At 62.4% G+C, this 15,307-nt stretch carries 13 protein-coding genes; 7 read left to right on the top strand and 6 right to left on the bottom strand.

The window, feature by feature from the left end; all coding sequences use genetic code 11:
- Positions 1–60 precede the first annotated feature (60 nt).
- Genes RTCK_RS20495 through RTCK_RS20470 form a run of 6 tightly spaced genes read right to left on the bottom strand, consistent with a single transcriptional unit; the run spans position 61 to position 6,962 of the window.
- Entirely contained in the window at positions 61–1,167 is a 1,107-nt protein-coding gene (locus tag RTCK_RS20495) for a glycoside hydrolase family 88/105 protein (RefSeq protein WP_142594226.1), read from the bottom strand.
- The gene (pglA, locus tag RTCK_RS20490) at positions 1,164–2,726 is read right to left on the bottom strand and encodes a polygalacturonase PglA (protein ID WP_142594225.1); all 1,563 of its coding nucleotides are present in this window, start codon (positions 2,724–2,726) and stop codon (positions 1,164–1,166) included. The genes RTCK_RS20495 and pglA overlap by 4 nt, the downstream gene beginning before the upstream one ends.
- Before the next feature lie 52 nt (positions 2,727–2,778).
- Positions 2,779–4,044: an ABC transporter substrate-binding protein gene (locus tag RTCK_RS20485; RefSeq protein ID WP_142594224.1), complete on the bottom strand. Its 1,266-nt coding sequence runs from the start codon at positions 4,042–4,044 to the stop codon at positions 2,779–2,781.
- Between the two features lie 17 nt (positions 4,045–4,061).
- A complete protein-coding gene (locus RTCK_RS20480; RefSeq protein WP_142521836.1) occupies positions 4,062–5,171 on the bottom strand; it encodes an ABC transporter ATP-binding protein in 1,110 nt (369 codons plus the stop codon).
- Between the two features lies 1 nt (position 5,172).
- Complete coding sequence (locus RTCK_RS20475) at positions 5,173–6,078, bottom strand: carbohydrate ABC transporter permease (protein ID WP_142521835.1); 906 nt, start codon at positions 6,076–6,078, stop codon at positions 5,173–5,175.
- Between the two features lie 2 nt (positions 6,079–6,080).
- Entirely contained in the window at positions 6,081–6,962 is an 882-nt protein-coding gene (locus RTCK_RS20470; protein WP_142521834.1) for a carbohydrate ABC transporter permease, read from the bottom strand.
- 212 nt (positions 6,963–7,174) lie between these two features.
- On the opposite strand from RTCK_RS20470, the gene RTCK_RS20465 reads away from it, so the two are divergent.
- From RTCK_RS20465 to RTCK_RS20435, 7 genes are all read left to right on the top strand, one after another.
- On the top strand, positions 7,175–8,113 hold the full coding sequence (locus tag RTCK_RS20465; RefSeq protein ID WP_142521833.1) for an AraC family transcriptional regulator: 939 nt from the start codon (positions 7,175–7,177) through the stop codon (positions 8,111–8,113).
- Between the two features lie 110 nt (positions 8,114–8,223).
- The gene (locus tag RTCK_RS20460; protein WP_142521832.1) at positions 8,224–9,684 is read left to right on the top strand and encodes a sensor domain-containing diguanylate cyclase; all 1,461 of its coding nucleotides are present in this window, start codon (positions 8,224–8,226) and stop codon (positions 9,682–9,684) included.
- 123 nt (positions 9,685–9,807) lie between these two features.
- A complete protein-coding gene (locus RTCK_RS20455; RefSeq protein ID WP_142521831.1) occupies positions 9,808–10,401 on the top strand; it encodes a DNA-3-methyladenine glycosylase in 594 nt (197 codons plus the stop codon).
- 342 nt (positions 10,402–10,743) lie between these two features.
- Positions 10,744–12,369 carry a globin-coupled sensor protein gene (locus RTCK_RS20450; protein WP_142594223.1) on the top strand — a complete coding sequence of 542 codons (1,626 nt, stop codon included), beginning with the start codon at positions 10,744–10,746 and terminating at the stop codon, positions 12,367–12,369.
- Positions 12,369–12,662, top strand: coding sequence for an STAS domain-containing protein (locus RTCK_RS20445; RefSeq protein ID WP_142521829.1), 294 nt, complete (start codon positions 12,369–12,371; stop codon positions 12,660–12,662). Before RTCK_RS20450 ends, RTCK_RS20445 begins: the two co-directional genes overlap by 1 nt.
- 4 nt (positions 12,663–12,666) lie before the next feature.
- On the top strand, positions 12,667–13,032 hold the full coding sequence (gene cheY1 / locus RTCK_RS20440) for a chemotaxis response regulator CheY1 (protein ID WP_142521828.1): 366 nt from the start codon (positions 12,667–12,669) through the stop codon (positions 13,030–13,032).
- Positions 13,033–13,060: 28 nt separating this feature from the next.
- Positions 13,061–15,307 (top strand): chemotaxis protein CheA, encoded by a 2,247-nt coding sequence (locus RTCK_RS20435; protein WP_142594222.1) that lies wholly within the window; start codon positions 13,061–13,063, stop codon positions 15,305–15,307.

The raw sequence follows: 15,307 nt of genomic DNA, 5'->3' as shown, positions 1-15,307 counted from the left end.
TGGGTCCGGAAGTTCGCTTCCCAAAGGGATGATCCGGGCCATGGCTGCCGATCAAGCGCGTCATATTTCTTCGGGAACGCGTGCAACGACGGCCTCAGCCACTGCCATCATCAAGGGACCCACCCCCTTGGCATCGTCGGCCACGACCGGTTCGGTGAGATAATAGGCTGGCGAGCCGTCGCGGTAGGGGCCGGAGAGGGCGCCGAGACCTGCCACGAGGCAGATGCCTTCAAGACGGGTCCCGCCTTGCCTGCGGACAAGGCGGGTTTCCGTGAGGATATCCAGCGCCCGCAAGCCGACCTTCAGCATGGCAGCGCTTTCGGCTTGGTCGAACAGGCCCAGGCGGGCCGAGCGCATGAATGCATAGGAGAACATGGCGGAGGCCGAGCTTTCCTCATAATTGCCGGGCAGCGTCTCGGCGTCCATCACCTGCAGCCAGAGGCCGCTTTTGCTTTGCTGGTCCCGAACGGCCCTCAGGATCGCCCGCGTCCGCTCGCGGAGCGGGTGCGCCGATTCATCCTCGGGCAGGAGCGCCAGGAGGTCGACCAATGCCATGGCCAGCCAACCCATGGCCCTTGCCCAGACAGCCGGAGACCGGCCGGTCTTCGGGTCGGCCCATCTTTGCTTGCGACTGTCGTCATAGCCGTGGACATGCAGGCCCGCGCCGTTGGCGGTGAAGTCGAGCGCGGTCGTGAACTGCCGGATGGCGTCGTCCACCGGTTCGCGTGCTCCTGTTGCCAGGGCGTGTTCGACCTGGAACGGCAGGCCCATGTACAGGCCGTCCAGCCAGACCTGATGCGGGTATCGCTTCTTGTGCCAGTAATTGCCGGCAGGAATGCGCGGATGCCGTTCAAGCTGCCCAACGAGCTCGAGTGCCGCCAGCCGGTAACGTTCTTCCCCCGTCAATCGCGCCAGCGGCAGGAGGACGCGGCCCGCCAGTATGTTGTCGATGTTGAAGTCCTCGAGGTCGTATCCGGCCAGGTGCCCACCCGGGCCGACCTGAACGCTGCAAAGCCTCTTCAGATGAGCGAGCCAGCGATCCTCTCCGGTCGCCTCGTGGAGCAGCTGGAGCCCGCGATAGATGCACCCATCCTCGTAGCACCACGCGCCATTCTTGTAGGGCCGATAGCGGCGGCAGAAGTCGTCGAAGTATTCGATCGGGCTCATGAGGCTGCTCGAAGGCTGGTGCTGATGCTGTTCATGGAGCGGAGTTCTGGCTGGTCACAATCGACGTCCGCATGTTCCGCGAGGATCGTCTCATGGAGGATTGGCCGAATGTCGTCGGCCATGATGGGCGGCTGAGCCGTGGCGTCGGGATCGAGTGAATGAATGCGCAGGCGGCGAATGACGATGTTCCGGATCGGCCGTTCCGGCAGGCCGAGAAACACGCCGGCGGCATGGGAGAGGTTGTATACGTCGAGATCCTCGATGGTGATGCCGTCGATCGCCGGCGTGCGGTTGTCCACGGCTGCGGGCTTGCGGGACTGGACCCATTCATCGTGGCCATCGCTGTCGCAATGGTAGTGGGCATTCGCCGAGAGAGCGGTGAGGACGCCGTCCATCCGGACGCGCCGCATCGTGATGCCGGTGATCGACCCACCGCGCCCGCGCCGCGTTTTCAGGCGCAGGCCCCGATCCGTACCCTTCATCTCGCAATCCTCGACCGTCACCGAAGCCACGCCGCCCGACATCTCCGAGCCGATGACCACGCCGCCGTGGCCGCGCTCCATCCGGCAATGGCGGACCTCGACATTGCGTGTTCCCCGCAGGTGGTCGGCCTCGCCGTTCGGGCCGCGCTTTCCGGCCTTGATGGCAATGCAGTCGTCTCCGACGGAGAACCGGATCCCCTCCAGGCGGACGTCGGTACACCCCTCGGGATTGAGGCCATCCGTGTTAGGACTGTCGTGCGGCGCTTCGATCACGAGGCCCGCCGCGACGATGTTTGAGCAGCCTTGCGGATGAATGGTCCAGGAGGCTGCATTGCGGATGGTAAAGCCGAGAAGCGTGACATTCTCACATCCGATGAGATGCAGGCCGCGCGGACGGCGGGCACCGTCGCGTGTTTCCTTTGGCCATGTCCACCAATCCCCTTCGGCTCCTGATCCGTCGATCGTGCCGCGTCCTTCGATGACGAGGTTCCTGGCCTCCATGGCGTGAACCGGGGCAGCGAAGCAGGCATCCGGCATTCCCTCCCAGCTGCCCAGCATCCGGCCCAGGCTGCCGCGGGCGGGAAGTATCGGCCAGCCGGCACGAAGCGACGGAGCGCGGAGCACAGCGTTCCTGGCGAGATGCAGGGTAATATGGCCGCCCAGGCGAAGCGGCATCGTGATCCATTCTCCTGGTTCGATCCTGAGCGTTCCGCCGGATGGAACCGTGGCGAGAGCGGCAGCGAGCGCGGAGGCATTCCGGCTGGCCGTGTCGAGATCGTCCGGTGCGGCACCTTCGATCAGACCGAACGCGACGGCATCGACGAGACCGGCGCACGGGGCCGTCCGGAACTGAAACGGCTCGAGGCCGTCAATTTCCAGCCTGTAGACGCTCGCCGGCGACAGATCGTGGAACAGCGTCACCACCCGATCCGCCAGACCCTCCCGGGGCGGCAGGTCACCGGCGATCTGCGTCAGACGCCAGGAAAGCATCTGGGGCAGGTGGTAGAGTGCTCCCGGCACAGGAAGTCTTATGGCCGCGATCCGGGCAGAGATCGCAACGGGTATTGGACGGATCATGGTTCCTGTCTCTGAAAAGGCCCGCCGCCCGAGAGCGGCGGGCAGGGTGGTGTCAGTCGAACTTCGCCAGGACGTCGTTCACGCCATCGATGATCTGTTCGGCCGCTCCCATGGCATCCAGCTGCCCGTACGCGTATTCCTCCAGCGTATCGAGGAATACGGCACGTGCCTCGGGATTCTCGTTGAAGGGCGAAACCGTGGGACCGGAGGCGGCCATGACCATAGCGTTGGCGGCGCGCACTTCGGGCTCTCCGGTCTCTCCCAGGCGCGCTGCCGCCGCCTTGGAAGCGGGAATGCCGCGGGTCGTGCCGAGGGCATCGATCCCTTCCGGCTCGTTCAGCAGGCAGTTGAGAATCTGTGCTGCAGCCTCCTGGTTTGCGGAATTCCTGGAGATCGAAAACACCATTGAGGGCTTGCGGTAGACGCCATCGGTGACGGCACCCTCGATCTTGATGATGCCGGTGGGCTTCAGCACCTGTCCTTCCTTCAGCGGATCGGCATACTTGCCGAAGGTGGAATCCCACTCGTAGGAGCCTGCAATCTTGCCTTCGGCCCATTCGGGCTTCTCGAAGAGATTCACGTTGCCGTCGGCCGCTTCCTCCTTCTGGGAGCGCATCACTCCCTCCTCGACCAGTCGCCCCAGAAAGGCGATGCCCTCGGCAAGTTCGTCCGCGGTCCAGGCCACGCGGTTAGTTTCCGGATCGACCATGTCCTTGCCGGTCTTCTGCGTGACGTAGAGTGTCGTTACAAGCTGTGCCGTCTCCTTGACCGCGTTGAATGTGTAGTAATCCTCGCCGAGCTTCTCCTTGACCGTCTTCGTTGCGGCAAACAGCTCGTCCCAGGTCTTGGGGACCGCGACGCCGGCCTTCTCCAGGGTCGTCAGGTTGAAGAAGAACACGCGTCCCGTTGTGGAAACCGAGATTCCCTGCAGCACGCCGTTCATCGACCCGGATGCCAGATCGCCTTCCGACCAGTTGGAAAGGTCGAGGGCCTTCAGGGTCGACAGGTCCGCAAAGCCGTCGCCGTTCTTGGAAAAGAGCGGCAGCCAGGGCCAGTTCACCTGGATGATGTCCGCCTCGGTCTTGCCGGCCATCTGCGTGGTCAGCTTTTCGAGGTAGCCGTCGAAGCCGGTGAACTCGCCTCTTACCGTGTGACCGTGCTTGGCGCCGCAGGCCTCGAGCGCCTTCTGGGTGGCCACGTGACGGCTCTCGCCGCCCCACCAGGACATGCGTAGATCCGCAGCCCGGCCGGCGGTGGACAGGGCGAGCGCAAGGAGCGCCGTTCCTGTCAGCATTTTCGCAATATATCCGTTTCTCATGCTCTCCTCCTCCTTGTTCAGGCTGCCATGGCAGCCGCGGACCGCAGCATGTTCCGGCCGTCCGCCTTGTCGAAAATGTGCAGTGACTTCATCTCGGGTTGCAGACGGACCACCTCACGGTTGCCGAGACGTTCGAACTCGTCGGCGCCGACAACGCACACCACCCTCTGGCCTTCGAGCTCTGCATGCAGGTTGACCTCGTGGCCCATGAATTCGGCGCTTATCAATCGCGCGGTGAAGCCCTGTTGGCCCAGCTCCAGATGTTGCGGGCGGACGCCCAGGACCGCTGCCCCCGACAGCACAGGGAGATGGCGGAGGATCTCCGGCGCGAGCGGCAGCTTCTGGGTTCCCACAACGAAGCTGCCGTCGGTGAGGCTGCCCTCTATGAGGTTCATTTCCGGGGAGCCGATAAAGCCGGCAACGAAGATATTGGCCGGCTTGTTGTAGAGTTCCTTCGGAGTGGCTACCTGCATGATACGGCCGCCCTGCATGACGCAGATGCGATCGCCCATGGTCATGGCCTCTGTCTGGTCATGGGTGACATAGACCACGGTGGAGGAACGCCCCTCCGCCTTCAGTTGGCGGTGGAGGTCGGTAATCCTTACCCGCATGGAGGCCCGCAGCTTGGCGTCCAGGTTGGAAAGCGGCTCGTCGAAAAGGAAGACTCCGGGCTTCTTGATAAGTGCCCGCCCCAGCGCGACACGCTGCGCCTGCCCGCCGGATAGCTGCTTTGGCAGTCGATCGAGCAGCGGCTCGATCTCGAGGATCTTCGCGACCTGATCGACGGCTGCGTCTCGCTCGGCCTTGGGAACGCCGGCAATGCGCAGGCCGAAGGCCAGGTTGCCGCGCACTTTCATATGCGGATAGAGGGCGTAGTTCTGGAACACCATGGCAATCGAGCGCTGGCTGGGCGTCAGGTCGTTCACCAGACGGTCACCGATGATGATCTCGCCGCTCGTTACCTGCTCAAGGCCGGCAATCATCCGCAAGGTCGTGGATTTGGCGCAGCCCGAGGGGCCCACGAGAACCATGAACTCGCCATCTCGGATATCGAGATTGATTCCGTGGACGGCCTTGAAGGCGCCGCCGTAGATCTTTTCCAGGTTTCTCAGTTGGACGCGTGCCATGTCAGCCCTTCCTGCTTCCGGCGGATATGCCCTCGATGAAGTACCGCTGCGCGGCGAAGAACACGACGAGCGCAGGCGCGATGGTCAGCACCGACATTGCAAGGATACGGTTCCATTCGAAGGCTTCGGTCGTGTCGATCGACAGCTTGAGCGCCAGGCTGACCGGATATTTGTCGACAGACGAGATGTAGATGAGCGGGCCGAGGAAGTCGTTCATCGTCCACATGAACTGGAACAGGCACACCGATATCAGCGCCGGCGCCAGCATGGGAACGACGATGAAGACAAGCGTCTGCAGGCTATTGGCGCCATCGACACGAGCCGCCTCTTCCATGTCGCGCGGCAGCGCACGCAGGAACTGCACCAGCATGAACACGAAGAACGCGTCTCCGGCGAGCGCCGACGGCACCCAGAGCGGCAGGAAGCTGTCGAGCCAGCCCAGGTCCCGAAACAGGATGTATTGCGGAATGCGGGTCACCACATTGGGCAGCAACAGGACGGCGATCACCGAGCTGAACAGGATCTTCTTGAGGGGGAAATCGAAGCGCGCGAAGGCATAGGCAGCCATGGTGCATGAAATCGCGGTGCCGATAACCTTCGGCAGGATGATCAGGAACGAATTCCAGAAGAAGCGGCCGAACGTGTAGGGCGTGGAGGTCTGCCAACCCTTTATATATCCGTCAAGCGTCGGGGCCTCCGGCATGAAGCCGGCTCCTGCGAAGATTTCGGAATTCGTCTTGAAGCTCGCGCCCACCAGCCAGATCAGCGGGTAGAGCATGACGAAGCCCACCGCAAACAGCAGGACATAGCGAACCGTGGTGGAGACAAGATCAAGCCGGGCGCGACGACGGGCGGCGCTCGCATTCGCACGTGCCAGATCGGGTGAGGAGAGAGGAATCGGCGTCATCGTCAGTTCCTCTTGTCGCCGGCGTAGTAGACCCATTTCTTCGATGACCAGAAGGCAACGAGGGTCAGGGCCATGATGATGACGAACAGTATCCAGGCGATCGCCGAGGCATAGCCCATGTTGAACTTCTTGAAGGCCTCTTCGTAGATGTAGAGCGGCAGGAGGTAGGTGGACTTCAGGGGGCCGCCCTGGGTGATGATGTAGGGACCGTTGAACTCCTGGAACGCCTGGACCATCTGCATGATCAGATTGAAGAAGATGACGGGCGTCAGCAGCGGCAGGGTTATGAAGATGAAGGTCGTGATCTTCCCGGCGCCGTCGATCGAGGCCGCTTCATAGAGAGATTTGTCGATCGACTGCAGGGCCGCGAGGAAGATCACCATCGCCGATCCGAACTGCCAGCAGCGAAGAAGGGTGATGGTGATAAGAGCATTGGTGGGGTCGCCAAACCAGTCGACCGGTCCGAGGCCAATGACCGACAGCCCCATGTTGACGAGTCCTTCGCTCGCAAACATGTATCGCCACAACACGGCGATCGCGATCGAGCCGCCCAGGATCGAGGGCACGTAAAAGGCCGTGCGGAAGAAGTTGATGAACTGCAGCTTGTAATTCAGGATGGCGGCAATGAAGAGCGCGAAGGCGAGCTTCAGCGGCACCGTAATGAACACGTAGAGCAGGGTCACGTTCAACGATTTGACGAAGGTCCGGTCGCGCGTGAAGAGACGCTCGTAATTGGCGAATCCCGACCATCTCGGACTGCTCATCAGGTCATAGCTGGTGAAGCTCAGATAGAGCGAAGTCAGAAACGGCACGGCCGTGAATACCAGCAATCCCAGGATATAGGGCGCGAGATAGCCGAGGCCCAGAAAACGCTGGCCCTTCATGTCGCAGCACCGGCAGGTGGGGGCGCGGCATGAAATCCGATTACGTTTTCGTACAAAATACGCTCCTGGTCGGCGGCAGGACATTTGAGGGATTGCCCCCGTTCAGGTCCTTGCCGCCGATCTCCTCCCAGTGAATCGGTGCCTTCGCACTATCTGCTCGTGACTTAATGTTATTTGCGCCTAAGAATGAATAAACAAAGACGGGGAAAAAGATGGACGAAATCGAAGGCGGCATTCTTTCCAGCATTCCTGCCGCCGCGCTGACGCTGGAACTGACGCGTGCGGCAATCCGCATGGAGCATTCTCAGACCTGGAGCATCGACAAGATCAATCCGGTCGATGATCTCGTGGTCTGTCTGGAGGGAAGCGGTCATTACCTCGTCGATGGCGATGCGCGCGTGATGGAGCCGGGAGATGCCATGCTGATCAGGCGGGGGCAGCGGTTCATCGGCAGGAACCGCAGTCAGGCACCCTATATCGGAATTGCGCAGCACTTCACGCTGGACATCTACGGGCGTCACGACCTCATCGCACAGATGAAGCTGCGTCCCAAGATAAGGCTGACCCGCTGGCCGCTTCTCGAGCCGCTGGTCCGCCAGTATCGCCAGAGCGCACCACCATCCTCGGTGACGCTGGGGCAACATCACCTCTTCATGTATCTGCTGATTTCATACGTGGAGGATGCCTTCATGGGCTGGCGTGAGCGGGCCCCTTACCAGCCGGAGGGTGCCGATGCCCTGGATCTTGCCGTCATGAAGGCAGCCACGACGATTTCGGCCAATCCGCTGGATCCCGACATCGCAACAAGAGCCGTAGCGGGGTCGGCCTACAACAGGGACTACTTCCTTCGCGAGTTCAAGAAACGGGTCGGCCAGACACCGCGCAAGTATCAGGAATTCAAGCGAATGGAGCGGGCGATGCTCTTCCTGGAAGCCGGTATGTCCGTGGCGGCGACGGCCGCCGAAATCGGCTATACGGATACCTATTACTTCTCGCGCATGTTCAAGCGAATGCTGGGTATCAGCCCCCGGGGCCACCTTCATCGCGTCCGGGTAAGCCGCCACGGTGGCTTGCTGGGGTTTGACGAACCGGAACAGCAGCAAAAGCTTGCGCAGACATCGCGATCAACGGGAATATATCAGGAGCTGTGATCGGCCCTACTGTGGATTGCGGCGCACATCAACGGTTTACGAATCATGGCTAATATTTTCTGATCGAGCATAACGCGTTACGATACTTCGATTGACATACGGATGGCATGATGAGCGCCGAGACCGACACCGATAGCATCTTCGAGCTTGCCCCTATCGCCATGTGGCTTGAGGACTTCAGTGAGGTACAGGCGCTGTTTTCGGAGTGGCGCCGGCAGGGCGTCGAGGATCTGCGTTCCTATTTGCTGGCCGACCTGAACCGGGTCGAGATGTGCTCCCGGCGCATTCGCGTCTTGAAGGTCAATCCGAAGACGCTCGACGTATTCCAGGCCGCCGATCATGTGGAACTGGTGGAAAATCTCTCCAGGATCTTCCGCGACGACATGCTGGAAAGTCACGTCAACGAACTCACCGCCCTGTGGAGCGGCGAAACGGAGTTCGCCAGCAACACGGTCAACTACACCTTGAGGGGCGAGCGTCTGGATATCCAGCTCCGGGGCGCGGTTCTTCCCGGTTGCGAGCAAACGCTGGAGCGTGTCCTTCTGACGACGGAGGACGTGACGGAGCGGGAGGATGCAAGGCGTCAGGAGCAGGAGCGCCGGGCCTACGCGCAGGCGATGTTCGAGCATTCTCCGGTTTCGCTCTGGATGGAGGATTTCAGCACGATCAAGGCGTTGATGGACGATGTCCGCGCCTGCGGGATCGAAGACCTTCGGATCTTCATGGACGTTCATCCCGAATTCGTCCGGCAATGCATGAGTGAAATTCGCGTCATCGATGTCAATCAGGCGACGCTCGACCTCTTCGTCGCCCCGGACCGGAACACGCTCCTGCGTCATCTGGACGATATCTTCAGGGATGCGATGGAGAAGCCGTTCCGCGAGCAGCTCATGGACCTGTGGCACGGCCGGTTGTTCCATCATCGGGAGGTCGTCAACTACGCGTTGGATGGCTCGGAGCGGCATCTCCTGCTGCAGTTCTCTGTCTTTCCCGGCCACGAGGATGACTGGTCGCTGGTGCAGGTCGCGCTTACCGATATCACCGCCCGCAAGAAAGCGGAGGCCTATCTCGAATATCTCGGGAAGCACGACGTCCTGACACGTCTCCACAACCGGGCCTTCTACATGGAGGAACTGAATCGGCTGGAGCGCAAGTCGCTTCGGCCCGTCTCGGCAATCATCCTTGATCTCAACGGGCTCAAGGAGGCCAACGACCAACTCGGCCACGATGCCGGCGACGGGCTCCTTCGCAGGATGGGGGAAGTCCTCAATGGCGTCGTGACGGCGCCCAATACCGCCGCCCGCATCGGCGGGGATGAATTCGCCTTGCTTATGCCGGGGAGCGACCAGCAGGCGGCGGCCGCCATGATCGAGACGATCTATGAACTGCTGAGGATCAACAATCAGTTCTATTCGCTGGCTCCTCTGAGCGTTTCCCTTGGCAGCGCCACCAGCCAGGACGGGGAGACCATGGAAGCGGTAGTCAGGCGCGCCGACTGCGCCATGTATGAGCAGAAGAAGGCTCACTATGCGGAGCGTGAGTGCGGAGGGCGCCAGGCTGTACAGCTTTGATGTCCGGAATGGTTCCGCAGAAACGGATTACTGGAACTCATGATGGAGACGGGTTCTTTGATGGCGGGTTTCAGCGGAGGGTCTCCTAACAATTCCCTTGCTTGGCAGCGGTGGTAGCGTCTTATGAAGGAGGCGGACGTCCAGCACAGTGCTTTCGATCGTCCGGCGGTCGAGGTGGCAAGCGACCTGATCGGCGCGGAACTCCTCTTCGGCGGTGCGGGCGGGATCGTGGTGGAGGCCGAGGCCTATATGCCGGACGATCCGGCCTCCCACAGCTATCGCGGCCGGACCTCCCGCAACCGCTCCATGTTCGGCCCCTCCGGCCACGCCTATGTCTACCGGTCCTATGGCATCCACTGGTGTCTCAATGTCGTCTGCCAGGCGGGTAGCGCGGTGCTCATCAGGGCACTGGAGCCGGTGGAGGGGATAGCGGACATGCAGGCGCGCCGCGGGCGGCAAGAACTGCATCTGCTGTGCTCGGGGCCTGGACGCGTGTGCCAGGCGCTCGGCATCACTGGAGAACACGACGGCCTGAGCCTGCTCCACCTGCCCTTCCGCCTGACACTTGCGCAGCAGAGCCCAGGCAGCATCCTTACGGGCAAACGGATCGGCATAACAAGGGCGGTCGACATGCCCTGGAGATTCGGGCTGAAGGGGTCTGTCCACCTCAGCCGGCGCTTCCCGACCGGTCTACCGAGCCCCGATGACGGTATCTGAGAGCCCGCGGTCGGCCTCCATCCGTCCATGCGGCGACGCAGTGCGCAACCGGGACAGTTTCGGGGCATTCTTAACCTTCAGGCAAGGAATTAACCATACATATTAGACACCACGGCAAAATGGGTAACCGGCATTCCCAACTGGCATGACGCCGCACTGCCGTACCGGTCTCGACCCGGTATCTGCTCATGATCACAACCACAACGACTGCGGTGACCGTGTTGTCTGCGCCGCCGGGTAACGGGCTGGCGCTTGTTCTGCGGGTCTCGGCAGGTGCGTTTGTCATCGCGAGCGATTTCGCACTCGACCCTTATCGGGGTGTAACAGGTTTTGGGGACGCAGTTGGGGCACGAGACGCGATCCGATCAATCGCGAAGAGGACAGGCGGGAAGCCTGGGGGAAAGGCTGGCGTTTGCCGGTCTTGACGAGACCTCTTGCGATCTGCTGCGCCGCCATCGGTCGCAACTGGAGCCGGCCGTCAAGGCGGGCCTGCGCGACCTCTTCCATCGCTATCAGTCCTATCCCGATTCGGCCCGCGTCTTCGCCAGCGAACAGCAGATCGAGCGCCTGCACGATCTCCAGGCATCCCATTGGAGCGTTCTCACCGACGCCCGGTTCGACGCCCTCTATGCCGAACGCGTGAAAGTCCTTTCCGACAGCGAAAGCCGCATGGGCCTCGATCCGAGATGGCACATCGCCGGCCATGCCGTCATCCTGGAACATCTGCTCAAGGGGCTGATGGCGGAGGAGGGGCGCGGCAGGTTTCTGAAACTGGGCCGTCGCGGCTCCCCGGAGGTCTCGGACATCGTCGCTGCGCTCGTGCGGCTCGTGATGGTCGACGTGGAGATTGCCGTATCGCTGCGCTTCAACGAACTTCGCCAGAAACATCATCGCGCCCTCGAAGAACAGCGCCGGGATGACCGCGATGAGGTGGTTCAGTTGCTCTCCGACGTCGTGCGTTCGCTCGCCGAGCGGGACCTGACGGCCTCTCTGCCCGAGAACGTTCCCGAGGCCTATGCCGAAATGGCCTCCATCCTGAGCCAGGCAATCGAAAGCATGCGCGGCTCTCTCGCTTCCGCAAGCGAACACACAGGCCGCGCAGAGCAAGCCTCCGCCGCGCTGGCGGCTCAGGCCATGATCCTGGCCGAAGAGGCGGACGATCAGTCGACCCGCGTCCGTGGCGCGGCACAGGAGCTCGAAGAACTGGCCGGCCGGCTGCGGGCCGGCGCGGCCGAAACCGCTGAGGCGGCAAAGGTCGCCGCCACGACGCGCAGCACCGTCGAGGAAAGCGGTGAAGCGGTCGGTCGGGCCATCAATGCCATGGCCGATATCGAGAACTCCGCTGAAAAGATCGGCCAGATCATCGGGGTCATCGACGAGATCGCCTTCCAGACCAACCTTCTGGCCCTCAACGCCGGGATCGAGGCTGCGCGGGCCGGTGAGACCGGGCGGGGCTTTGCGGTCGTGGCACAGGAAGTGCGCGCCCTTGCGCAGCGTTCGGCGGATGCTGCCCGTGAGATCAAGTCGCTGGTCGGCACCACGAAGACGCAGGTGGACGCCGGGGTGGAGATGGTGCACCGCACACAGGATGCGATCGGTGGAATCGTCCGGCAGGTCTCCGAGATCAACGATGCGATCGCAAGCATCGCCACCCGCGCGGACGAGAATGTCGGCGCCCTGGAAAGCGTCTCTGCGGGGCTCACCCAGGTGGGCAGCGAGATCGGTGCGACGGCCGGGCGCGCGCAGGCGGTCGGATCCGGGGCCGATGACCTCCACACGGTCATCCTCGAACTCGGGCGCACGGTTCGCGAATTCCGCATCGAACGACAGGTCCGCTACCATGCCGACCGGCCGAAAGCCAATCCGCCGCAGCTTCTGCGTCCCGTGGCGGCACTGCCGCTCGGAATCGAGGACGCCCGCGAAGGACAAGAAGAGCTTCTATTTTCCAAGAGACAAGGAATGAACTGATGGCGAGCAAGAAGGCTGCCCAGGAGAGTTTGACACTATCCTCGGTCCTGGACCTGAACGAGGCCTCTGTCCTGCATGGCAAGCTGACGGAGCTTCGCGGCCGCAACCTGAAGATTGATGCTTCGCAAGTCGAACGCCTGGGCGCTCAATGCGTCCAGATCATCGTCGCGGCTGCCCGTGCCTGGCAGGCCGACAAGAAGGCGTTCGTCGTGGAGAAGTCATCGGACGCATTTGAAAAGACCCTGCAACTCATCGGCCTCGACCCCAACCAACTGACGGCCAAGGAGAACTGAAATCATGAAGAAGAAAGTGCTGACGGTGGATGATTCCCGGACGATCCGGAACATGCTCCTTGTAACGCTCAACAATGCCGGCTTCGAAACGGTCCAGGCCGAGGACGGGGTCGAGGGGCTGGAAGTCCTGGAAGATGCAAACCCGGATGTCATCGTCACCGACATCAACATGCCGCGCCTCGACGGTTTTGGCTTCATCGAGGGTGTGCGCCGCAACGAGAAGTACCGTGCCGTTCCGATCCTCGTTCTGACGACCGAGAGCGACGCGGACAAGAAGAACCGTGCCCGCCAGGCCGGCGCCACGGGTTGGATCGTAAAGCCGTTCGACCCGGCCAAGCTCATCGATGCGATCGAGCGCGTCACAGCCTGAAACAACAGCCTGATCAGGATTTCCTCCGATGGACATGAACGAAATTAAAGAGATCTTCTTCCAGGAGTGCGAGGAGCAGCTCGCGGAACTGGAATCGGGGCTTCTGAAGCTCAACGACGGAGATCGCGATCCCGAGACGGTGAATGCCGTCTTCCGCGCCGTTCATTCCATCAAGGGCGGTGCCGGTGCATTCGGCCTGGATGATCTCGTGGCATTCGCGCACGTGTTCGAGACGACGCTGGATTGCGTCCGCTCCAACAGGCTGGAGCCGACGCAGGACGTCCTGAAGGTCATGCTGAAGTCGGCCGATGTTCTGGCAGACCTGACCAATGCGGCGCGTGACGGCGGCTATGTGGACGAGGCCCGCAGCCGGTCCCTCGTAAAGGAACTCGAGGCACTGGCGAATGGCGAAGTGCCCGCCCCGGCTGCGAAGGCGTCCGACCCGGTTTTGGCCCCGGCAGCGCCCGCACCCACCGATGACGGTGGTTTCCAGCCCATCCCCTTCTCCTTCGATTCCTTCGACGAGGGCGAGGCTGCCGAGGATGGCCAGACATACGAGATCTCCTTCCGCCCGCGCCGCGAGCTGTATACGAAGGGCAACGAGGCGGCTCTTCTGCTGCGCGACCTGTCCCGTATCGGCGAAATGAGCATCAACTGTGATGCCGGTTCCCTTCCCGAATTCGACAAGATGGACCCGGAGGAGGCCTATTTCGGCTGGACCATTCAGCTCACCACGGCCAAGTCGGAGGACGATATCCGCGCCGTGTTCGAGTTCGCCGAGTGGGATTGCGATCTTGAGATCAAGGCGCAGGAAGCATCTGCCACCGACGATGAGCTGCCGATGATCCCCGTGCCGTTCGACCTCGCGGCGCTGGATGAGGGAGATGCAGCTTCGGAGGCGGCTCCTCCCGCCAATGCGGCGGCCTCCGAAGTCGTGGCCGCGGCCGAAACCGCCACCTCCGTCTCCAAGATGGCCGCCGCTGCCGCTCGCGTGGAAAAGAAGGAAGCGGCCGCTGCCTCCGCCTCGGCTACCGCCGCAGCCCAAAATGCCGCCGCCGCCGCTGCTGCCGGCCAGACGATCCGCGTCGATCTCGACCGCGTCGACCGCCTGATCAACCTCGTCGGCGAGCTCGTCATCAACCAGGCGATGCTCTCCCAGAGCGTCATCGAGAACGACACGACCGGGACCTCCTCCATCAACATGGGCCTCGAAGAGCTCCAGCAGCTCACCCGCGAGATCCAGGATTCGGTCATGGCGATCCGCGCGCAGCCGGTTAAGCCGGTCTTCCAGCGCATGTCGCGCATCGTCCGCGAAGTCGCCGACATGGTCGGAAAGTCGATCCGCCTCGTGACGGAAGGCGAGAACACGGAAGTCGACAAGACGGTCATCGACAAGCTGGCCGAGCCGCTCACGCACATGATCCGCAACGCCGTCGACCACGGCATCGAGACGCCCGAAAAGCGTGAGGCTGCCGGCAAGGATCCGGAAGGCACGATCAAGCTGACCGCAAAGCATCGCTCGGGCCGCATCGTCATCGAACTGGTGGACGACGGCGCCGGCATCAATCGCGAGCGCGTTCGCCAGAAGGCGATCGACAATGATCTGATCGCGGCCGACGCCAACCTGACCGACGAGGAGATCGACAACCTGATCTTCGCTCCGGGTTTCTCGACGGCTGACAAGATCTCCGACATCTCCGGCCGCGGCGTCGGCATGGACGTGGTCAAGCGCTCCATTCAGGCGCTGGGCGGCCGCATCTCGATCTCGTCCCGGCCGGGCCACGGCTCGACCTTCACGATGAGCCTGCCGCTGACGCTCGCAGTCCTCGACGGCATGGTGGTGACGGTTGCCGGACAAACCCTTGTCGTACCGCTGACGGCGATCGTCGAGACGCTGCAGCCGGAGGCATCCTCCATTCATTCCTTCGGCGCGAACCAGCGCCTGATCTCGATCCGCAACTCCTTCTGCCCGCTGGTCGATGTCGGCCGCATCCTCAACTTCCGGTCCAGCCAGGCCAACCCGGTCGAAGGTGTGGCCCTTCTCGTCGAGTCGGAAGGTGGCGGGCAGCGGGCGCTCATGGTCGACGCGATCCAGGGACAGCGCCAGGTGGTCATCAAGTCGCTCGAGGCCAACTACACGCACGTACCCGGCATCGCTGCGGCAACCATTCTGGGCGATGGCCGCGTCGCTCTCATCCTGGACGTCGATGCCGTGGTGGCGGCGTCGCGCGGCCAGTCCCTCAAACCGGAAATGTCACTAGCCGCCACGGGTTGA

Origin of the sequence: Pseudorhizobium endolithicum (genome assembly GCF_902153245.2) — a bacterium.
GTDB lineage: Bacteria > Pseudomonadota > Alphaproteobacteria > Rhizobiales > Rhizobiaceae > Neorhizobium > Neorhizobium endolithicum.
The sequence above is the reverse complement of the archived record's forward strand: the minus strand, read 5'-3'. Positions and strand labels throughout refer to the sequence as shown.